This window comes from Kineosporia mesophila (assembly GCF_021129235.1).
In the GTDB taxonomy this organism is placed as follows: domain Bacteria; phylum Actinomycetota; class Actinomycetes; order Actinomycetales; family Kineosporiaceae; genus Kineosporia; species Kineosporia mesophila.
Genome location: NZ_JAJOMA010000008.1, coordinates 34,647 through 55,271 on the forward strand (window position 1 = coordinate 34,647; position 20,625 = coordinate 55,271).

General features: G+C 68.9%; 19 protein-coding genes. 11 read left to right on the top strand and 8 right to left on the bottom strand.

Features of this window, described 5'->3' with window-relative positions; translation table 11 throughout:
* The first annotated feature begins 8 nt into the window (after positions 1–8).
* The 4 genes from LR393_RS12990 to LR393_RS13005 are packed head-to-tail and all read left to right on the top strand — an operon-like array spanning position 9 to position 4,333.
* Positions 9–1,115 (top strand): DegT/DnrJ/EryC1/StrS family aminotransferase, encoded by a 1,107-nt coding sequence (locus tag LR393_RS12990; RefSeq protein WP_231484124.1) that lies wholly within the window; start codon positions 9–11, stop codon positions 1,113–1,115.
* On the top strand, positions 1,112–2,242 hold the full coding sequence (locus tag LR393_RS12995; RefSeq protein ID WP_231484125.1) for a DegT/DnrJ/EryC1/StrS family aminotransferase: 1,131 nt from the start codon (positions 1,112–1,114) through the stop codon (positions 2,240–2,242). Before LR393_RS12990 ends, LR393_RS12995 begins: the two co-directional genes overlap by 4 nt.
* Before the next feature lie 10 nt (positions 2,243–2,252).
* The gene (locus LR393_RS13000) at positions 2,253–3,692 is read left to right on the top strand and encodes a lipopolysaccharide biosynthesis protein (RefSeq protein ID WP_231484126.1); all 1,440 of its coding nucleotides are present in this window, start codon (positions 2,253–2,255) and stop codon (positions 3,690–3,692) included.
* Positions 3,689–4,333, top strand: a complete 645-nt coding sequence (locus LR393_RS13005; RefSeq protein WP_231484127.1) for an acetyltransferase — start codon at positions 3,689–3,691, stop codon at positions 4,331–4,333. Before LR393_RS13000 ends, LR393_RS13005 begins: the two co-directional genes overlap by 4 nt.
* A gap of 248 nt (positions 4,334–4,581) precedes the next feature.
* Here LR393_RS13005 and LR393_RS13010 read toward each other — a convergent pair whose 3' ends face one another.
* From LR393_RS13010 to LR393_RS13020, 3 genes are all read right to left on the bottom strand, one after another.
* Positions 4,582–5,334 (bottom strand): polysaccharide deacetylase family protein, encoded by a 753-nt coding sequence (locus tag LR393_RS13010; RefSeq protein WP_231484128.1) that lies wholly within the window; start codon positions 5,332–5,334, stop codon positions 4,582–4,584.
* Entirely contained in the window at positions 5,327–7,171 is a 1,845-nt protein-coding gene (locus LR393_RS13015; RefSeq protein ID WP_231484129.1) for an O-antigen ligase family protein, read from the bottom strand. The genes LR393_RS13010 and LR393_RS13015 overlap by 8 nt, the downstream gene beginning before the upstream one ends.
* Before the next feature lie 101 nt (positions 7,172–7,272).
* Positions 7,273–7,953 carry a hypothetical protein gene (locus tag LR393_RS13020; protein WP_231484130.1) on the bottom strand — a complete coding sequence of 227 codons (681 nt, stop codon included), beginning with the start codon at positions 7,951–7,953 and terminating at the stop codon, positions 7,273–7,275.
* Between the two features lie 136 nt (positions 7,954–8,089).
* Here LR393_RS13020 and LR393_RS13025 point away from each other — a divergent pair, with 136 nt between their 5' ends.
* The 3 genes from LR393_RS13025 to LR393_RS13035 all read left to right on the top strand — a co-directional run bounded on the left by LR393_RS13025 (position 8,090) and on the right by LR393_RS13035 (position 11,954).
* A complete protein-coding gene (locus LR393_RS13025) occupies positions 8,090–9,319 on the top strand; it encodes a glycosyltransferase (RefSeq protein ID WP_269327179.1) in 1,230 nt (409 codons plus the stop codon).
* Positions 9,320–9,386: 67 nt separating this feature from the next.
* Entirely contained in the window at positions 9,387–10,361 is a 975-nt protein-coding gene (locus LR393_RS13030; protein WP_231484131.1) for a right-handed parallel beta-helix repeat-containing protein, read from the top strand.
* 432 nt (positions 10,362–10,793) lie between these two features.
* The gene (locus tag LR393_RS13035; protein ID WP_231484132.1) at positions 10,794–11,954 is read left to right on the top strand and encodes a right-handed parallel beta-helix repeat-containing protein; all 1,161 of its coding nucleotides are present in this window, start codon (positions 10,794–10,796) and stop codon (positions 11,952–11,954) included.
* A gap of 41 nt (positions 11,955–11,995) precedes the next feature.
* Here the strand turns inward: LR393_RS13035 and LR393_RS13040 are convergent, their stop codons facing one another.
* On the bottom strand, positions 11,996–12,871 hold the full coding sequence (locus tag LR393_RS13040) for a LysR family transcriptional regulator (RefSeq protein ID WP_231484133.1): 876 nt from the start codon (positions 12,869–12,871) through the stop codon (positions 11,996–11,998).
* Positions 12,872–13,254: 383 nt separating this feature from the next.
* On the opposite strand from LR393_RS13040, the gene LR393_RS13045 reads away from it, so the two are divergent.
* Positions 13,255–14,121: a glycosyltransferase family 4 protein gene (locus LR393_RS13045; RefSeq protein WP_231484134.1), complete on the top strand. Its 867-nt coding sequence runs from the start codon at positions 13,255–13,257 to the stop codon at positions 14,119–14,121.
* A gap of 67 nt (positions 14,122–14,188) precedes the next feature.
* Positions 14,189–15,130, top strand: coding sequence for a glycosyltransferase family 2 protein (locus LR393_RS13050; RefSeq protein WP_231484135.1), 942 nt, complete (start codon positions 14,189–14,191; stop codon positions 15,128–15,130).
* Positions 15,131–15,136: 6 nt separating this feature from the next.
* Here the strand turns inward: LR393_RS13050 and LR393_RS13055 are convergent, their stop codons facing one another.
* Together LR393_RS13055 and LR393_RS13060 are read right to left on the bottom strand one after the other, a co-directional pair.
* Positions 15,137–15,961, bottom strand: coding sequence for a glycosyltransferase (locus tag LR393_RS13055; protein WP_231484136.1), 825 nt, complete (start codon positions 15,959–15,961; stop codon positions 15,137–15,139).
* A gap of 230 nt (positions 15,962–16,191) precedes the next feature.
* Entirely contained in the window at positions 16,192–16,377 is a 186-nt protein-coding gene (locus LR393_RS13060; protein WP_231484137.1) for a hypothetical protein, read from the bottom strand.
* 363 nt (positions 16,378–16,740) lie between these two features.
* On the opposite strand from LR393_RS13060, the gene LR393_RS13065 reads away from it, so the two are divergent.
* Together LR393_RS13065 and LR393_RS13070 are read left to right on the top strand one after the other, a co-directional pair.
* A complete protein-coding gene (locus LR393_RS13065; protein WP_231484138.1) occupies positions 16,741–17,352 on the top strand; it encodes a hypothetical protein in 612 nt (203 codons plus the stop codon).
* A 178-nt stretch (positions 17,353–17,530) separates the two neighbouring features.
* Positions 17,531–18,766, top strand: coding sequence for a chitinase (locus LR393_RS13070; RefSeq protein WP_231484139.1), 1,236 nt, complete (start codon positions 17,531–17,533; stop codon positions 18,764–18,766).
* 430 nt (positions 18,767–19,196) lie between these two features.
* Here the strand turns inward: LR393_RS13070 and LR393_RS13075 are convergent, their stop codons facing one another.
* On the bottom strand, positions 19,197–19,787 hold the full coding sequence (locus LR393_RS13075; protein ID WP_231484140.1) for a TetR/AcrR family transcriptional regulator: 591 nt from the start codon (positions 19,785–19,787) through the stop codon (positions 19,197–19,199).
* A complete protein-coding gene (locus LR393_RS13080) occupies positions 19,784–20,461 on the bottom strand; it encodes a DsbA family oxidoreductase (protein WP_231484141.1) in 678 nt (225 codons plus the stop codon). The genes LR393_RS13075 and LR393_RS13080 overlap by 4 nt, the downstream gene beginning before the upstream one ends.
* Positions 20,462–20,625: the final 164 nt, after the last annotated feature.

Below are 20,625 nucleotides of genomic sequence, written 5' to 3' on the forward strand. Positions count from 1 at the left end.
TTCCGGTCATGCGACCGTGGTTCGGGGAGGCCGAGGCCGAGGCGGTCCGCGACGCCGTGCTCTCCGGCTGGGTGGCCCAGGGGCCGCGGGTGGCGGCCTTCGAGAAGGCACTGGCCGGGCGGCTGGAGGCCCGCGCCGGGGTGGCCCTCTCCAACTGCACCACCGCGCTGCACCTCGGCCTGGTGCTGGCCGGGGTGGGCCCGGGTGACGAGGTGGTGGTGCCCTCGCTGTCGTTCATCGCGACGGCCAACGTGGTCAGGCACCAGCAGGCGGTGCCGGTGTTCGCCGACGTCGACCTGCACACCCAGAACCTCACGGTGGAGACGGTCGAGCGGGCGCTGACACCGCGCACCCGGGCGGTGATCGCCGTGCACCAGGCCGGGACGCCCCTCGACCTGGACCCGCTGTCCGACCTGTGCCGGGACCGGGGCCTGGTGCTGATCGAAGACGCCGCCTGCGCCATCGGCTCGCAGTACCGGGGCCGCCCGGTCGGGTCGCAGGCCCGGTTCGCGGCCTTCTCGTTCCACCCCCGCAAGCTGCTCACCACGGGGGAGGGCGGCATGCTGCTCACCGACGACCCGGAACTGGCGGCCCGGGCCCGGCGGCTGCGCGAGCACGGCATGGACCTCAGCGCCGCCGAGCGACACCAGGGCGAGGAGCTGGTGCTGGAGTCGTACACCGAGGTCGGGTTCAACTACCGGATGACCGACGTGCAGGCGGCCCTCGGGCTGGTCCAGCTCGAGCGGCTCGACGCCATGGTGGCCCGACGACGGGAACTGGCCGCCCGCTACCAGAAGGCACTCCCGGGCCTGCTCACGGCCGCGGACACCGCTGACGGAACCACCAACTACCAGTCGTTCTGGGTGCTCCTGCCACCGGACTGGCCGCGCAGCCGCAACGACATGCTCCGGTTGCTGCTCGAGCACGGCATCAGTGGCCGCCGCGGCATCATGGCGGCCCACACCGAGCCCGCCTACGCCGGGCATCCGCACGCCCCGCTGCCGGTGACCGAGCGACTGGCCGCCGACTCGCTGATCCTGCCGATCTACCACGAGCTCTCCGAGGCCGACCAGGACCGGATCATCGACGTTTTCACGACCGGAGGACGAGCATGACCACTGACCTGACAGCAGATGCCCCGAGTCTAGTCGAGCCGGTCCCGCTGACCGATCTGGCCCTGATGCACGCCCCGATCGCGGCCGAGGTCGAGCAGGGGCTCGCCGGGGTGATGGCCGCGGGCGCCTTCGTCGGCGGTCCGGCGGTCGGCCGGTTCGAGGACGCCTTCGCCGCCTACAGCGGGCGGGCTCACTGCGTAGGCGTCGCCAACGGTACCGACGCGCTCGAGATGGCTCTGCGGGCTTGCGATGTCACCGCCGGCGACGAGGTGATCATCCCGGCGAACACGTTCATCGCGACCGCCGAGGCCGTCGTCCGGGCCGGAGGTGTGCCGGTCCCCGTCGACGTCACCGCCGGGGCACTGCTCATCGATCCCGAGCGAGCCGCCGCGGCGATCACCCCGCGGACCCGGGTGCTCCTGCCGGTTCATCTGTTCGGCCAGCAGGCGCCCATGGCACCGTTGCGGGATCTGGCGGCCGAACGCGGGCTGGTCCTGATCGAAGACGCCGCCCAGGCCCAGGGATCCACCCAGAACGGCCAGGGCATCGGGACGGGGGCCGTCGCGGCCGCCACCAGCTTCTACCCGGGCAAGAACCTCGGCGCCTACGGCGACGCGGGGGCGGTCGTCTGCGACGATCCGGCCGTCGCGGCCCGCCTGCGGCGGATCGGGAACCACGGCTGTGAGCGCAAGTACGTGCACTCCGAGTTCGGGTTCACCTCCCGCCTGGACACGTTCCAGGCCGTCGTCCTCGAGGCAAAGTTGCGGCACCTGGACGGGTGGAACGCCCAGAGGGCCCGGGCGGCTGCGCTCTACGACGAGTTGCTGGCGGACAGCGAGGTGGCCGTTCCCGTCACGGCTCCCGGAAACCGGCACGTATGGCACCTGTACGTGGTGCGGGTGCGTCGCCGCGAGAGCGTGCTGAGGGCCTTGAACGCGGCGGGGATCGGCGCGGCGGTGCACTACCCGATCCCCGTGCACCGGCAGCCGGCCTTCGCGGGGACGGCCCGTTCACCGTTGCCGGTCACCGAGCGGGCGAGCGAGGAGATCCTCTCGCTGCCGATGTTCCCGGGGATCACGCCGGACCAGCAGGAGCGGGTCGTGCGATCCCTGGCGAGGGCATTGTGAGGGGCGGGCGATGACGTCGTCCGTAGCCCCGGAGACGGCGCCCGAGACCGGTCTGGGTGGACGGGTTCTCAGTGCCCTGCGGTGGAGCTTTGTGGCGACCGTGGTGATCCGGTTCAGCAGCCTCGGGGTCAGCGTGGCGATGGCCCGTCTCCTGGGGCCTTCGGAATTCGGGGTGTATGCCGTCGCTTTCGTGGTGCTGGCGGCGGTGCTGAGCCTGAACGAGCTGGGGGTCTCGGTCGCGCTCGTGCGTTACCAGGGTGACGAGCGCGTGGTGGTGCCGACCGTGGCGACGCTGAGCATGCTCGGCAGCCTGGTCTGCTACGCCGTGATCTTCTCGGTGGCGCCCGGTGTCGCGGCCAGTTTCGGGGCTCCGGCGGCCGTCGGGCCGATCCGGCTCATCGGCCTGTGCGTCATCGTCGACGGGCTGGCGGCGGTTCCGGTCGCGCTGCTGCAGCGGGAGTTCCGGCAGAAGCGGCGCGCGGTCGCCGACATCACCAATTTTGGTGTCGGATCGGTGATCTCGATCGGTCTGGCAGTGGCCGGGATGGGCGCTGTGAGCCTGGCCGCGGGCCGGATCGTGGGCAGCGTCGCCTCGGTGGTGCTGCTGGTCTCGTCGGTGCGGGGGAGATGGCGGTTCGGCTGGGACCGGAACCAGGCCGGGGGGCTGCTGGCGATCGGCCTGCCGCTGGCCGGTTCCAGCCTGGTGGTGTTCGGCATCCTCAGCCTCGACCAGTTCATCGTCGGTCACCTGGGAGGTGCGACGGTGCTGGGCATCTACGTGCTCGCCTTCAACCTATCGAGCTGGCCGGTCACCGCGCTCTCGCAGCCGGTGCGCGCGGTCACGCTGCCGCTGTTCGCCCGGCTGGCCGACGATCCGGCGCGGTTCTCCCGCACGGCCGTCGACTGTCTGGGTGCCCTGCTGGCCGTGACCGTCCCGGTCGCGACCGGCCTGGGCGCGTCCGCGTACCCCCTGGTGCGGGTGGTGTACGGGCCGGACTGGGTGTCCTCGTCGCCGGTGCTGGTGTGGCTGGCCGTGCTGGGCGGCTGCCGGGTTCTGCTGGAGCTGTTCTACGACCTCCTGGTGGCGCTGGGAGCCACCCGTCAGCTGTTCGGCCTGCAGGTCGCCTGGTTGGTGGTGCTGGCGGTGGGTCTGCCGGTGGGCCAGCACCTCGGCGGCCCGGTGGGCGTAGCCGTGGCCCACAGCCTGGTCTGCCTGTTCGTCATCGTTCCGCTGAACGTCCGGGCGATGGTGATGCGCACGGGGACCCCCGTGCGGGCCCTGGTACTGGCCTCGCTGGGGCCCGCGGCCGGCGGCTGCGTGATCGTGCTGACGGCGGTTGCTCTCCAGCGCAGCGTTCCGGATCTGTTCGCGCTGGCCGGTACCGGCCTGGTCGCCGGGCTGTTCGCGCTGCGGGGGGTGCTCCGACTGCGGGGCCGGGTCGCACGATGAGCACACAGGACGTGGTTCTGCTCGGTTCCGGAGGGCTGGGCCGGGAAACGGTCCAGATCACCCGGAGCCCGGGATCACGCGCCCGGGTGATCGGTTTCCTGGACGACGACCCGCGCCTGCGCGATCGGACGGTTGCCGGGTTACCCGTGCTCGGGCCGACAGGCGATGCCGCCGGACTGGGTGGCGACGTGGCGGTCGTGGCCACGGTGGCCAGTGCCGCCGACCCGCAGCGCCGGTCGCGGCTGGTCGGACGGCTGGGACTTCCTTCCGGCCGATACACCCGGATCGTGCATCCAGCAGCGTCCTTGGCTCCGGACACGGAGCTGGGGGTGGGAACCGTGGTGATGGCCGGGGTGATCGCCACCAGCGATGTGCGGGTGGGTCGGCATGTCGTCCTGATGCCCGGGTGCGTCCTGACCCATGACGTCAAGGTCGGCGATGGCGCCACCCTGGCCGCGGGGGTGCTCCTGGCCGGTGGCGTGATTGTGGAACCGGATGCCTACCTGGGGTCCGGGGTAAGGGTGCGCGAGGGGGTCAGGATCGGGGCGGGCGCCGTGATCGGCATGGGATCTGTTGTACTGCATGATATTCCGGCGGCGCAGGTCTGGGTGGGTGTTCCGGCGAGGCCGCTCGAACGATAGATGGGTCGCCGCGTCCGGTGGGTTCCCCGGAACCCTTCGGGGAGCGGTACGGTCGATGAGCAGCTCTACCTTTTCTGGCCGACGGTGCTGATCGTGTGGTCGACCTGGTGCGCGGCCGCCGGGGCCCCTCGCCGGTGCGGTCCCCGCGTCCATCATTCTCGCTCTGGGCCGGTACCGGAGGAATGGGTAGTCACACCACCCCGAGCCGCAGCGGACCGTCCTGCGGGCCCACCGGCGGCGTAGCGCGATCACGGCCGGAACCACGTCGTCCGTCGGTGTTCGCTGAGATCCCCGACGGTGGAGGGGATCAGCCCACGCTCGAGAATGCCGTCGACGATGCCGGCCACCGCGTCCGCCCGATCGAAACTCGTCGTGGGTGCGCCCCGGGTCGGATGGGGCTCCAGTCGCTCGTGGAAGAGCAGGATCGCTCCCGGCTCGGCGCCGCGCAGGGCGTCGGTCACCACCTGGCTACCCGGCCTGTCGACCCAGTCGGCGGCATCACCGCTCCACACCACCACCTCGAGGCCCGCCTGCCGGGCCCCGAGGTAACTGCGGGGGGACTGCGCGCCGTAGGGGGGCCGGTACAGCCCGACCGGTTGCTGCACCAGGTCTTGCAACTCGTGCCGGGCCCCGGTCAGGTAACGCCGCACCGTGCGCGCGGACAGCCCGGTCATCGGGCGGTGGTCGCGGCCGTGCAGAGCCACCTCGTGCCCGGCCCCGGCGATGCGCCGGGCCAGATCCGGCCGGGCCCGGGCCTGGTCGGTCAGCAGGAAGAAGGTGCACCGGGCGTTGCGGGCGGCCAGCGCGTCGAGGACCGCAGGGGTGATGTGCGGGTCGGGGCCGTCGTCCAGGGTCAGGCACACCCGGGTCCGGTCGCGGCCCCCGTTGACCGATCCGGCCACACCGGCCAGGAGGGCGTCGGCGCCGCGGCGGGCCCGGTGCCGGAAGGACGACGGCAGGGCGGTGCGGAAGGTCCAGTACCAGGGGTATCCCTCAGTCACGGCTCTCCGTTCGGCGTCGGCGGGTGCAGCTCTGCCCGGCGAAGCCGCCGGCCCAGCCCAGGGCGGCGCCGGCGGCCAGCGCCAGGTTCCGGTGACCGTGCCGTTCGGAGGCCACCTCGGGACGGGATGCCAGGGAGACGCGGATCAGCTCGGTGACCGGTGCTCCGGAGGCGAGCTGGGCGTTCGCGAAGGACGTCCGCAGTTCCTGGACGACGCGGTCGCGACCGGCCAGGGCATCCGTGGGGGTGCGGGAGAGCACCTGGATCCGGATCAGCGGTCCCCGCCCGGTGCGGTCGGTGGCGGGCATGAGGCTGCCGGCCCCCGAGGCGACCGTGTAATCGCCTTCCAGGCCCTCGGCGTGCAGCCGAGCGACGGTGGACGGGGCGGTGACCAGTCGCTGGGCCATCTCGGAGGACAGGTCCAGGTACGGCGAGGCCGCGTAGGGATTGATGGACGTGGGGCTTCCGGGTGGTCCTTCGAGCAGCACGGCTCCGTCGGCCTGGTAGCGCGTCTGCGGGCCCCCGGCCAGAAGGATGGCGGTGACCGTGGCGACCGCCCCGGCCGCGGGCAGTCCGTGACGCACGACGAACCGGTGGGGCGGCCGCGTGGCAGTGGTCCGGCCCGGGTCCAGGCGCCACAGGGCCCCGGCCGCCCCCAGCAGCAGGAAGAAGACCCCGGCACAGATGGCGAAGGCCAGGGCGTCGAAGGTGGCGAAGTTGAAGGCCCCGGACAGCAGAGCGGCGACGAGGGCGGCGGCCAGGTCACGGGTCTTCTCGTCGTGGGACCGCATCCGCACGTGCAGGCACACCCCGACCCCGCAGGCCATCAGGCCGACCAGCGTCACCAGACCGACCAGGCCGACCTCCAGCAACCAGCCCAGGTAGGCGTTGTCCAGGGTGCGGTAGAGCTCGGGGATGAAAGTCGAGACGCCCCGGCCGAACCAGGGGTTCTGCGCGAAGTAGTAGTGCACGGCGGCGTAGTCGTCGGTGCGGCCCTGGGTGCTCGGATCGCCGGAGATGTTCACGAAGAGGTTCCGGAAGGCACCCAGCAGCCCCGGAATCATCACCTTGAGCAGGAGCACCAGGAACGGGAGTGCGAGCAGAACCTGTGCCCGCCGCCGGGGAGGCCACGCGACGAACAGGACCATCAGCACGATCATTGCGCCCGCCACCGCCGAACGGGAGACGGTCAGGGGCAGAGCCAGCGCGATCAGCACGGTGCCCGCCCGGTACAGGTTCCGGTGGCGCTGCGCGTACCAGCAGTAGTGCAGGGCCAGCGGCAGCACCATCGCCAGGACCACCCCGAACTCGATGGCGTGCGTGGCGGTGCCGGACACCCGGGTGAAGCTGTCCCGGGCGAAACTCGGCCCGAAACTGCTGTTCATGGTGAGACCCGGAATCTGGATCAGTGAGGCCGGGTTCCAGCCGGTGGCGAACTGCACGATCCCCAGCGAGGCGAGGAAGAAGCCCGCCCGCACGAGCGCCTGGAGCACACGGTCGAGGGCAGCCCGGCCGGCCAGACCGTCGGCGGTGACGAGAACGATGCCCGACCAGGCACAGACGCTGAGCACGCCTCGGGCCGAGCTGCTCGCCTCCTCCGCCGCGCTCGCGCGCAGGGCGCCGGCCAGGTAGCTGGCACCCACCGCGAACTGGAACAGATAGACGCAGAACCGGGTTGGCTGAGCCCCGCGCGAGACGCCCAGCCCGGGGACCAGTCTGGCGAGCAGCCACCAGGCGAGCAGCGCCATTCCCAGCAGGGCGGCCGGCGAACCCGCCGCACCCAGCGGCCCCAGCACCAGGCCGGAGGGAATCGCGAACAGCAACACCACGAGGAGCACCAGCGCCGAATCCGCCCCCCGGGGTGCCCGTAACGGGGGGACGAGGTGGCGGGGTGCTCGAGGTGCGTACCGGGTGGTGGCCGGTGCTGTCAGGGGGGCGGTCAAGGAAACCGTTCCGAGGGCACGGTCGCCGGCAGCACGATCGTGGCCTCCGGCCTGTCGCCCGCGTCGAGCCGTAAGGAGCGCCGACGGCGACCTTCCGAGAGGAAGAGCAGGAACAGGGCGGCCGCGAGAACGGCCGTTCCCACCGTGATGGCGGGCCGGAGCGAATCATTCATGAGGCGGACGGGACGGGGGAGACTGGAGATCGTCATGGTGTTCAGCCACGTGGATCTTGGCGCACCGGAACGGGACTGGAGATCGTCGAGAACGGACTCGAGCTCGGACACCACGGCCAGCAACGTGCGGTGAGCGGTTTCGGGACTGCTGTCCTGGGTGGTCACGAGCAGCACCGGCGCGGCGGTCGACTGGTCCAGTACCACCTCATAGGTGGACGTAGCCCCTTTCGCGGCCAGGCGCTCGCCGGTGTCGGGTGCCCCGGCCCGCAACCGGAGCACGTCAGCGGTGGCGACGAGGGCGGAGTTCATCCCGAGAAAGGGGTTGCCGGCGAATCTCTCACCGGGCTGGTGCGCCGACGTCAGGAGCAGTACCTGGGCGGAGTCCTGGTACTGGGTCGGCACGGCAGCAAAAGTGGCTGCACCCAGACAGATCGAGAGCATGAGAGCGGGAACGGACAGACGCCATCGCCGGAGAACGACGAACAGAGTTTCCAGGTAGGACATCTCCACCTCGGTCGACGTGATGTCCGGCGGTGCCGTGCAGTCGCCGGGACGTGCCAGAATCTAGCCGACACAGGCATGTCGCGGCGGCGCAATCGGGGGCTTGGTGCTCATGCATGTTCTGGTTTATCCGCACGCCATGGAGATCGGCGGATCGCAGATCAATGCCATCGAATTAGGTTCTGCCGTGCGAAATATGGGGCACGAGGTAACAGTGCTCTCCGAACCGGGGCCATTGGTGACGATGGTGCGTGACCTCGGGCTCGACCATGTGGAGATCCCACTCTCCCGCGGCCGGCCGTCGCCGGTGGTGATGCGAGCTCTCGTGGAACTGGTGCGACACAGGCGGATCGACGTGGTGCACGGGCACGAGTGGCCCCCGGTGGTAGAGGCATTCCTGGGGCCGTTCCTGCGCCTGCGCACCCCCACCGTGGCGACCGTGATGTCCATGGCGGTGGCCCCCTTTCTGCCGCGAGGTCTACCGCTGGTCGTCGGCACGGAAGATCTTCGGCGTCAGGCCCGGGCGAACGGCTACGAGGACGCTACTCTCATCGCTCCTCCGGTGGATCTTGTTGCGAATGCACCGGATTTCGATCCCGGCGACTTCCGGGTCCGGCACGGTCTGGACCCGGATCGCCTGCTTGTCGTGGTGTGTTGCCGACTGGTCAAGGAGCTCAAGCTCGAAGGACTGCTGGTGGCGTGCGAGACGATCGGTGAGCTCAGCCGGGAGGGGCACGAGGTGCAGTTGGCCGTCGTCGGCGACGGCGCGGCCCGGGAAGCGGTACGGTCTGCGGCCGAACGGGCCAATGCCGGTGCCGACCGGGCGGTGGTGGTGCTCACCGGTGAACTGCCCGACCCGCGTCCGGCCTATGCCGCGGCGGATGTGGTGCTGGGTATGGGTGGTTCGGCCCTGAGGGGAATGGCGTTCGGAAAGCCCCTGGTGGTTCAGGGGGAAGGCGGGTTTTGGCGGGTGTGCCGTCCTGACACGATCGACGGGTTTCTCTCCGCCGGCTGGTACGGGACGGAAGGCGGCGATTCCGGTCATCGCCGTCTTCGCTCCGAACTGATGCCTCTGCTGGCCGACGCCGCTGTGCGCCGGTCGCTGGGCGAGTTCTCGCGGCACGTGGTGGTCACGAACTTCGGCCTGGAGGCCGCGGCCCGGGTCCAGGCTGACGTGTACGCGCGAACGCTCCACGATTCGCCCGGTCGATACCGGTCTTCCGGGCTGTACCGGCGGGATCTGGCCCGGCTGGCAACCATGCTGACGGCGCACAAGGTGAGACGCCGGGTTCGGCGGGCCTTGGGAACTCACACGGTCGACGATTTCAACGCCGTGGGGGCAGCCGCAGCATCCAACTCGCGAAAGTGACGTAATGGTCTCCAATTCACGACGTTTTCGGCGGTCGGCTCTGGCCGTCGCCGTGTTCCTCCCCGCAGTGGGTACGCTCGCGGTAGGGCTCCGGCAGGACGCCGGCCCGTCCACGCAGCAGACCCGTCTCGTGATGCAGACCTCGGCCACGGTACAGACCACCGAGGCCAGGAGGCGGCACCGCCGGCCTCCGCCGATCCCGGCTCTGACCCCGACCGGAACTCCGGCTGAAACATCCACGCCGACCGCGTCCGTCGATCCGGCACCGGCGCCCACATCCTCACCGGAGGTCACCCCCACGAACAGCCCCACCGCGACGGGAACCCCGGCGGCGGAGGGTATCCCCGGTGCCGGGGCCCCGGACGACACCACCCTGGAAGAAATCGGCGCGCAGCACGTGACGGCGCCGGGAACGGTGATCGACGGGGCCGACATCCAGGGCCGGGTGGTGGTGGACGCCGCGAACGTGGTGATCCGTAACTCCCGGGTGACCGGCACCGACGGCGTCGGCATCCTCGTCAACACCGGCAGTGTGAGGGTGGAAGACACCACGATCTCAGGGTTTGACGACTCCATCGGTGGTGACAACTACACCGCGATCGGCGTCGAGGTGACGGATGCCAACAGCGATGGATTCAAGGTGGGCAGCAACGTGCTCATCGAGGACTCGTGGTGCCACGACCTGCGCGTCGCCCCCGGCGCCCACAGCGACTGTGCCCAGGTGCAGTCCGGCGTGGTGAACACGATCTTGCGCGGCAACTGGTTCGACGCGGGCACGGGCGCCGCGAACGCGGCTCTCTTCATCGCGCCGGACCTCGGGCCGAGTTCGCAGGGCCCGCTGCTGGTGGAGGGGAACGTGCTCGGCGGCGGCAACTACAGCCTCTACTGCGTCGACGGTTCCGACGGTGACTACTTCATCGACGACATCACCATCTCGGGGAACATTTTCATGCGGAACAGCCGCTACGGTCCGCTGCTGGTCGAGGTGGCTGCCGTCGTCGAAGGAAACATCTTCCAGGACACCGGTGAGACCGCCTCGTAGCTGACCCGGTGCTCCGCCCGGATGAACGGAGTCGCCAAATTTCCGGTGAGTTTTGCACCGGCGTAACGGATATGACGGGCGCAGCGAGAACGTCGGCTTACCGGCCTCCGGTCTCGCCAAACCTCTGCTTATGAGAACGGCCGTCGTCGGCACCCTGGGTGGGGCCGACGACGGCCGTTGCTGTGTCCGGGGTCGTCGATCGATCCGATGGATCGACCCTCGGTGACATCAGGTATCAGCCGGCCCAGTGGGCTCCTTCTGTGCGCGGATCGACGATGTCGGATTCGAGGCCAATTGCGCCTGGCGACCCGGGGTGGACGAAACGGCATACAGAGGACGCGGTTACGCCTGGAACGGCACTGATGCGGGTGTCGGTGGGGTAGTCGGGAGAGGTGTTGCCAGAGGTACTTGGCGTACCGCCTACTTCTGGTTATGACGAAGCCGACCCCGATCACCGGTGCTACTACCAAGGCCGCTGACGACTCCGCCATCAAGTCTTCCGGCAACCGGAACGGTGGCGCCCTGCGCTCCCGGGCCCGTGTGCTCACCTTTTCCCTCGCCGCCGCCGTGGCCCTCTCGACGGTCGGCGTCACCACCTTCTCGGTCGCCCGGGCCGAGACTGCCGCCGCCGCCGGCGCGACGCAGGCCAAGGTGACCAAGGCGGCTCAGGCCAAGTCCTCGCCCGGTAAGAAGCGCCGTAAGAGGGGTCCGTCCACCCCGGCGCCGACCACCCCCGCTCCGGCTCCGTCCACTCCGGCCCCGGCCACCCCCGCTCCGGCCACCCCCGCTCCGGCCACCCCGGCTCCGTCCATTCCTGCTCCCGCTCCCACCCCGCCGGCCCCGCCGGCGACCACCCCGTCCACTCCTCCGGCTGTCGGTTCTCTCCCGACCGCGCCCAGCGCGGGCACCCCGGCCGGCCTCCATCTGACGGCGAGCGGCGGGCTCACCATCACCAAGGCGGGAACGGTGATAGACGGGGCCGACATCTCCGGGAACGTGGTGGTCGCCGCCGACGGCGTGGTCATCCGGAACTCGAAGATCACCGGTACCAGCGGTCTGGGCGTGTATGTCCGCAGCGGAAGCCTGATCATGGAGGACACCACGGTCAAGGGCTTCGAGAACTCGGTCGGCGGAAGCGGCTACACGGCCACCCGGGTCGAGGTGACCGGCGCTTTCGGTGACGGCTTCAAGATCGGCGACAACGTCACGATCCAGAACTCCTGGTGCCACGACCTGGCCCCGGCCCCCGACGCTCACGCCGACTGCGGCCAGGTTCAGTCCGGGGTCAAGAACGTGCTCATCCACGGCAACTGGTTCGACATGGTCGAGGGCGGTAACGCGGCCCTCTTCATGGCGCCCGACCTGGGCCCGAGCTCGGCCGGTCCGCTGACGGTCACCAACAACGTGTTCGGCGGTGGCAACTTCAGCGTCTACTGCCTGGACGGTGCCAACGGTCAGTACTTCATCGACGGCATCACGATCGCCGGAAACAAGTTCCTGTCGAACAGCCAGTACGGCCCGATGCGGGTCAACGTGTCGGCCACGCTCACGAACAACGTCAACCAGGACGGCACGGCAGCCCAGCTCGGCTGACCCGGCCCGAATCGCCCCCACCCTCATGGGTGGCGGGCATTTCAGGCCGACATCGGCCTCCCGAGGTCGAGCAGGCCGATGAACGCCTCGGTGACGGGGGAGAAGGCGCTGCGGGAGTAGGCAGCCAGCTGACGCCGGTAGGGGTGGATCAGGTTCAGCACGCAGCCGGCCAGCTCGGGCGGGACCAGGCTGCTCGGCACCAGTACCGGGCCGAGCCCGGAGGCTGCGAACCGGACGCCGGTCTGGATCTGGGCGGTCGTGAGGGTGCTGGAGGGCGCGAAGCCGGCCGCCCGGCACACCAGTGTGGTGATCTCGGACAAACCGCTGTCGCCGTCGAACAAGACCCACGGCCGGTCGGCGAGCTGGACCACATCGACCGGATCGGGGCCGATCAGCGGGTCGTCCGGGGCGACCACCACGACGAACTCCTCGGTGCCGAGATGCATCACCGGGCCCTTCCAGTGCGCCGGGAGCGGCCCGATCGCCAGATCGGCCTTGCCGTCGCGAACCTCGTTCTCCATCTGGTGGTTGCGCCGGTACTCGATCAGGCGCAGGGCCACGGCGGGGTACTGCTGGTGCCACCGGGCCAGCGTCCGGGTCAGGTCGCCGGCCGCGATCGAGGTCAGGGTGGCGATCTCGATGTCACCCTCACCGCCGGACAGCAGGCGGCTGACGGCCCGGCTCGCCCGGTTGGCAGCCTGCAGAGCCACGCGGGCCTCAGGCAGATAGACCCGCCCGGCCTCGGTCAGCACCGCGCTGCGGGGCAGCCGGTCGATCAGCCGGGCGCCCACCTCGTCCTCCAGATGCTTGATCTGCTGGGACAGTCCGGGCTGCGTGACGTTGAGCATCAGTGCGGCCTGCGAGAAGGAGCCGTTCTCCGCCACTGCGACGAAATATTCCATCTGGCGTAAGGTCATGGCCAGATAGTGTCAGGATATTCCTGGTTTTCGGTGGCGATGGCGGGTGGTGTCGCCGATGCCAGCTCAAATTGGCTGTTCATCCAGCGTATTCGCTTCGGGGGAAGTATATGCATCAGGAGCACGAACGCTTTGGGCGACAGACCGTCGGTTTCGCCTGTTCCTGGGACAGGGACCAGCGCCGAACCTGGTCGGGAACACCGTTCCGGCTCCGCCAGGCCCTGTCTGACACCGGGCCGCTGGTGAACATGGGGGTGGAGTTGCCGACACCCGTCCGCACCGTGCTCCAACTGAGTTCGATGCGCCGGTTCGATCGGCGATGGGTTTCGATGTGGCGGCATGGCAGCGTTTTCCGTCAGCTGACCGAGCAGCGCCTGAGGTCGATGGCGAAGACCGGCAGCTGCGACGCCGTCGTCACGATCCAGGATCTGGGCCGCGTGCGGCTGCCGTACCTGGTGTTACAAGATCTGAGCTACGACGTTCTGCTGGAACAGTCCGGGCCGGAGGGGGTGCCACACTTTCCCACGCTTGACGTATCAGCTCTGAAACGCATGCGCGACCGCCAGTTGCAGGTGTATGAGCGCGCGGCCGCGCTGCTGCCGATGAGTCACTGGCTGGCTGACCGGCTGGTCGCCTCGGGCGCCGACCGCGCGAAGATCGTGCCGGTCCATCCAGGCTTGAACGTGCCGGTCGGCCCGGCCGAGCCGGTGCCCGAGCGTCGGCGCCAGGCTGTGCGGCGGTTACTGTTCGTCGGGCGAGACCCCCACACCAAGGCCCTTGACGTGGTGCTGGCGGCATTCTCCCGGCTGCGGGCGCATTTCGGGTCAGGTATCGCGTTGACCGTGGCCGGGCCCCTGGTCTGGCCTGGCGAAGGTCCGCCGCCGGAGGGCGTCGACTTTCTCGGTCCGGTCCGGCACGACCGGGTCGCGGACCTGATGAACAGCCACGATCTCTTCGTGATGCCTTCGCGACTTGAGGGTTTCGGAATAGCGTTCGCCGAGGCGCTGGCCCGGGGACTGCCCTGCATCGGTCGCCGGGCCTTTGCCATGCCCGAGATCATCCGTCCGGGGACGGGTGGGGAACTCGTCGACAGCGACGACCCGGATCAGCTGGCCGGTGTCGTGGTGTCCGCCCTGGCCGATGACGACCTCTACCGTCGTTGCGCGGCCGACACCGACCGGATACGAGCACATTTCAGCTGGCGCCGGGCTGCCGTCGACATCCGTTCGGCCGTCGACGCCGTCGTCTGAGAGGCCCCGGCGGCCCTGGGCCGGGAGGCCCGGCACAGCACAGAGAATTGCCGAAATCATGAGAGGAATGGCCTTGACGAGTGTCGACGTCTCCGTGGTGGTCGTGAGCTACAACGCGCTGGAATGGCTGAGACCGTGCCTGGCGGCAATCGGTCCTGGCGCCGACCGGAACCAGGTCGAGGTCATCGTGGTGGACAACGCCAGTGGGAACGAGGTTCGTGAGTTCCTGGCCACGGCACCTCACGGGGTCCGGGTCATACAGCTCGACGAGAATCTGGGCTTCGGCCGGGCCTGCAACCTCGCGGTGAAGAACAGCCAGGGCCGGCACGTGATGTTGCTCAATCCGGACGCGGTTCTCGAACCGCAGGCGATCGACCGCCTGGTCGAGCACTACGACGGTGATCCGGGCCGTGGACTGGTCGGTGGTCGCACACTTCGGCCTGACGGCACGCCGGATCATGGGTCGTGCTGGGGAGCGCCCAGTGTCTGGTCGTGGTTCTGCTCGGCCGTCGGTCTGAGTGTGCTGTTCCGCCGTTCGCGCTGGTTCGATCCGGAGTCGCTGGGCCCCTGGACCCGGGAGACCGAACGTGAGGTGGACATCATCACCGGTTGCCTGTTGCTCACGTCCCGGTCGGTGTGGGACCGGCTGGGCGGTTTCGATCCCGACTACTTCATGTACGGCGAAGATGCCGACCTGTGCCGCCGCGCCTGGGACACGGGTTACCGTCCCAGCATCACCCCGTCCGCCGTGGCCGTTCACGCCGGTGGTGCATCGTCGCCGCACCGCCTCGGAAAACGGCGGCTGCTACTGAGGGGCAAGGCAACGTTCGCGCGCAAGCACTGGTCGCCGTCACATCGCCGCGCCGGTCTGATCCTGCTGTCGTGCGGGGTCGGCCTCCGCGCGGTGCGGGAGACAGCGGCGGAGGTCTTCGGCGGTGCCCCCGACCAGATGATGCGCACCCTCTGGAAGGAACGGGCGACGTGGCTGGCCGGCTGGCCTCCGGCCTGACCTGTTTCAAAGACGGTCGCGGAACCAGACATCAGAGGTTCCGCGACGTCGACGCCACCAGGAGAGCACTCGGCTGGAGACCGTGACGAGCACGTACGCGGGGAGATCGGTGATGGCCGCGGGGGAATTCCGGAGCACCGTGAGAACGCCGCCGACCCCACCCCCGGCGTGAGCCGGCCGCAACCCCTCGGTCTGCACGTCGCGGTTGCCCTGATGCACCCGGGATTTCCGGCTGATGCAGCCCAGAAAGCCGCGGGAGACAGGGCGACTGATCACTGCATCGGTAACGCGCGTCTTCTCACTGTCGCTGAACAGGCCGTCGAGGAAATAGTCATCCCCGATCAGATCTGGCCAGGTACCGAAACGTTCGCGTCCGGAGCGGGTCACCGCCATGGCGTTGGTCCCGGCCAGACCCCGGCGATTGGCTGGTAGCTTCTCCCAGAAGCGCTGGTAGCTGCGCACTGTCAGGCTCGAGGACGAGGCATCGTAGAGCGGGGTGGCCGCCACGGCCACGAGGCCCGGTACGGCGTCCAGTGCTTCGAAGAGCCGCTGGACGGAAACAGCGGCGATCACGACGTCCGCATCGAGGTAGAGGCGTGGAAATGCCGTGGTGCCGGCGTCCCCGAGATTCAGTGCTGCGGGCTTCGAGCCGACGGGGATCTCCAGAATCCTGGCCCACGGGGCCACTCGCCCGGCGATCTCGGCCGTGTTGTCGGTGCAACCGTTACAGACGACTACGACATCGATCTCACCGGCCAGCGGTTCCAGCCCGGTGAGCAGGCCGCCGATGGATTCCGCCTCTTGATGGGCGGGAATGATGATGCTGGGCACCTACGTAGTCTGGCGGACCGCCCTCACCGGCGAGACGGAAACGCCGGAATCCCGTACGGTGCGAGGGCCCGGCCCACGGCTCAGTCATCCATGATCGAAGCTGTGCCCCCGCACCGGGAGAGACTCTGCCAGCGTTCAATTGGCCGTGTCCGGGCATTACGGGGGCATGGGGTGAAAGGAGGAGGGTCGCCTGCGTGTCGATCATCGCTGAGGCGACCTGGGTCGTCCGATCATTGACGGGCCGGCGCTATGTCCGTTGCCACGACATCAGCGGTGTACTCGGTGGCCTGCGCATGGACCGGCTTGGTGGAGTAGTTCGCCCAGAGGGCCGACCAGGCCAGCAAGATGATGGCGGCACGGCGGACAACCAGGGTGAGTAGGTCGCTGCGGCGGCCGGTGGAGATCTGAGCGCTCATCGTGAACCTGGCTATCGTCGTCCGGGGCCGGTGGGAGCGCGGAACCCACTGATGTCCCGAAGGAACGCCGCCGGTGGGATTACTAACAGCATCCCGACAGGCGGCGCGAGTGCCTGTAGGAGGTCAGGGCCATGGCCGAAAAGGCCCGACAGCAGGATATGGGTGTCTTTCCCCGCCGCTGAAAGCCTGTCTTCCATCGAGCGAAAAGACGAAAAGTGCCGTCGGCGCATATCCGCGTCGAGCACGTCATCCCGTGTCAGATCGGTGTGCGAAACTCATCGATGAGGCGCGTCACATGGATCAGCGGTAATGCAGCGGGTAGCAGGTGCCTACGCTGGGTGCTCCGTACGGGCAGGAGTCGGTGTGCAGTTGGACGGTGCGGTGGATCTGGATGCAGCGGCTGGACGCCTGATGAACCTTCCCCGTAGATCCCTGGGCGATGCGCCCGGCCGGGTGTTCCTGACCCTTGTCGCGGCCGACGCTGTTCTCACGCTCTGGGCGTTCACGGCGCCGGGCGTCTGGTTTCGCCCCTGGCTGGTCGCTGCGTCGGGTTGGCTGGTGCTCGGGGCGCTCTGGGCGATGCGGGCCGGGTCGGCGTTTCGGCGCAACGGTGGGGTGTCGGCCTGGTCGCGCGATGCCTGGCGCTGGTTGGCGGTGCCCCTGGTGGCGATTGCGGTGACGGCCATGGTGGAGGCCGGCTTACCGCTACGGGTAGCGCTGATCACGGCGGAGCCGGCCATGAAACGGTTCGCCGACGATCCGCAGGCCGCGGAACCCTCCCACGTGGGGGTTTACCCATTGTCGTGGGTGGATCGCCGGGCCGGTGGGGGAGCAGAGTTCCTGCTGGATGGCGCGGGCTTCTTCGACGAGTACGGAATCGTCTACAGCCCAACGTCTCTCCCGCGCTCGAACGGGTCGAACTCGCGGTACGAGCACATCACCGGCCCCTGGTACGTCATGATCGTCGGGATGTGAACGTGAGCGTCGTGGTGGCCGGGGTCCACCATCTTAGAGTTTCGCCGGACTCCTGCTTTTGTATTGACTCTTAACTTATTGAGGAACATTCTCTCCTCAGGCGCTTTGTGCCACTTTTTGTCCTGATCGAACCGGCCGTTCCCTGACCTGAAGGCTGATGATCATGAAGATTTTTCGCATGCCCAGATCCAGGTTCCGTGTGCTCGGCGCGACGTCGGCTGCCGTCGTCGCGCTCTCCGCAGCAACCGCCGCAGTCGTCGGTCTGAGCGTGGGTCCGGCGTCGGCCACGACCCTGAGCGCCTCCTGGTACGCCCAGGCGCCGTACGTGATGCCGCTGGAGAACAACCCGCCCAACCTGCCGGCCGTGATGTCCGCGACCGGTGAGAAGGCCTTCATGCTGGCCTTCATCCTCGCCAACGGAAGTTCTTGCAGCGCAGCCTGGGACGGCACCGCGCCGGTCTCGTCGGACACGGCGGTGAGCTCGGTGATCAATGGTGTGCGCAACGCCGGGGGAGACGTCTCGGTCTCGATCGGTGGCTACGGAGGCACGAAGCTGGGGCAGGTGTGCAGCAACGCCACCACCACCGCGGCGGCCTATCAAGAAGTAATTAACAAGTACAGCCTGAAGGCCATCGACTTCGACATCGAAGAGCCGGAGTACGAGAACCTCACGGCCGTGAACAATGAGCTCGGAGCGGCGCAGATCCTGCAGAGGAACAACCCCGGGATCTACATCTCGGTGACCCTGCCGGGTACGGCGACGGGTACCGGCTACTTCGGCCAGAACGCGCTGAACACGGCCAAGGGCCTCGGCTTCACGCCGGACAACTGGAGCATCATGCCGTTCGACGGCGGCTTCAACGGGGCGGCCAGTCAGCAGAGCGCGCTAACGGCGTTCAACGGTCTGCTGACCAGTACCTTCGGCTGGACGGCGGCCAATGCCTGGGCGCATGAGGGCATCTCGCAGATGAACGGGCGCAGTGACACCGGGGAGATTTTCACGGTCAGCGACTTCGCCTCGAACCTGACCTTCGCCAAGTCGAAGGGCCTGGGGCGGTTCACTTTCTGGTCGGTCAACCGGGACCGGCAGTGCGCCGGCGGGGCGAACGACACCACGAGCGGCACGTGCAGCAGTGTGGTGCAGAGCGACTGGGCCTTCACCAAGTACGGGGTGCAGTTCGCGGGTGGAGGTGGCGGTACGCCAACACCGACGGCCACCGCCACACCGACGGCCACCGCGACCACGAACCCGCCGGCCACCTGCTCCGGCGTCTCCACCTGGAGCTCGGGCACGGCGTACAACGGCGGGGCCGTGGTCAGTTACAACAGCCATAAGTGGACGGCCAAGTGGTGGACCTACGGTGACACCCCCGGTGGCGCCGCCGGGGTCTGGACCGACAGCGGGGTCTGCTGACCTCGGTCGGGTCGGGTTGGTGCCGGCGTCCATCCAGAAATGGTGGACGCCGGTCACGTCGCCTCATGGGGGGGCATCTGTGGAATCTCGGTTCCCGAGGACGAATCGAGCATCTTTGGTCACCCAGAGAAGTCGTTCCCCGGATTGTTCTGGGTTCGGGGTGATCGCCGTGGGAATACCGATCGTTTCTTCCGAGAGTCCTTGACTCACCAACTGGTTCACCGCATAGCCGTCCGCCGTGAAGTCAGTGGCTGCGGGACACCGGCAATCTGGCCAAGGCGGATTCGGGATCACCTTTCCCCGGCTGCTGAGATGGTCGTGACGTTCGGAGCGACGTGGGACCGCACCCATTGACCGGCCGACGCCAGGGAAACCATCAGGACCGCTATGCCTTGGATGGCCAGGGCCGCGGTACCCGTTCCGTGAGGCCTCATAACCGGGTGCTGACCAGCAGCCCGTCCAGAACGAATCGCAGTCGGCGCCGGTAGTCATGGCGGGGTTGCTGGTCACAGGCCCGCACCACCACGCCGCGTTCCAGGATCAGCTGGTTGATGTCTTCGGGGGTGATGTCGGCCCGTACCGCTCCGGCCTGTTGCGCGGTGCTGAGCAGGTCGGAGGCGAACTGCTGGGCTCCGGCGCACAGGTGGCTGAGGGGTTCGGAGTCGGGCGTCGTTCGCATCAGGACGTCGTTCGCGGCCGGTTCGTCGAACTGCAGGAGCCAGATGCCCAGGAGGTACTGCTCGAAGCGTTCCCGGGGGTCGTGCAAGTCTTCCACCGTCGCGATGATGCCCTGGATGCGCTCGGCCACCAGTTCGTCGACGACCGCGTCGATCAGGCCGCGGCGGCTGCCGAACCGGTGGTAGATCGTGCCTTTGCTGACCCCGGCGGCCTGGGCGACCTCTTCCAGGGGGGAGTTGAGGCCGCCGGAGCGGAAGACGTCGAGCGCGGCCCTGCGGATGCCCTCGGTGTTGCGCCGGGCATCGGCCCGCCGCGGCCGGCCCGGCGTCCCCGGAACGGTCACGCGGGCTGCGCGGCCCGGTCTTGCCAGGACAGATCCAGTGCCCGGCGGAACATTTCGACGGGCTGGGCGCCGGAGATCGCGCGCTTGCCGTCGAACACGAAGAACGGCACGCCGTTGATGCCCATCTGCTGGGCGGCGGCGACGTCGGCCTCGAAGTCGGCCTCGTACGCGTCGCTGCTCAGGGCGGCGATCGCGGCCTCCCGCGAAAAGCCCAGTTCGGCGGCCAGATCGGCGAGGACGCCGTGGTCGGAGAGGTCGAGGCCGTCGGTGAACTCGGCGCGGAACAGCCGCAGCACCATCTCGTGGTCGCGGCCCTCCGCCTTCGCGAAGTGGATCAGCCGGTGCGCGTCTCTGGTGTTGAAGATCAGCGAGTCGGCGAAGCGGTAGACCAGCCCGGCCTCGGCGCCCTGGGCGGTGAGGTGCTGGTGCGAGGCGGCCAGCTGGTCGGGCGACAGGCCTCGGTCTTTGATCAGGTACTCGGTGACCGGGCGGGTCTCGACGGCGCCGGGGTGCAGCTGGAAGCTGTGGTAGCGCACCTGAACCGAGGACGCGTGCGGGAACGCCTCGATCGCCTGCTGGAGATGGGCGTCGCCCAGGTAGCAGAACGGGCAGACGACGTCGCTCCAGACGTCGATGGTGATCGGCTCCGCGGCGGGCCCGAATGCCCCCGCCATCAGAGACACACCCCGTCGATGCCGCACACCGCGGACTCGTCGGCCGATTCCAGCATGGTCAGCACAGGTACCACCGGCGGGGCCGGCTCGGCCTCGGCGCTCACAGAAGTTGACTCCATGGTCAAGAAGCCTGACTCATGTTGACGGCACCGTCAAGATGTCCA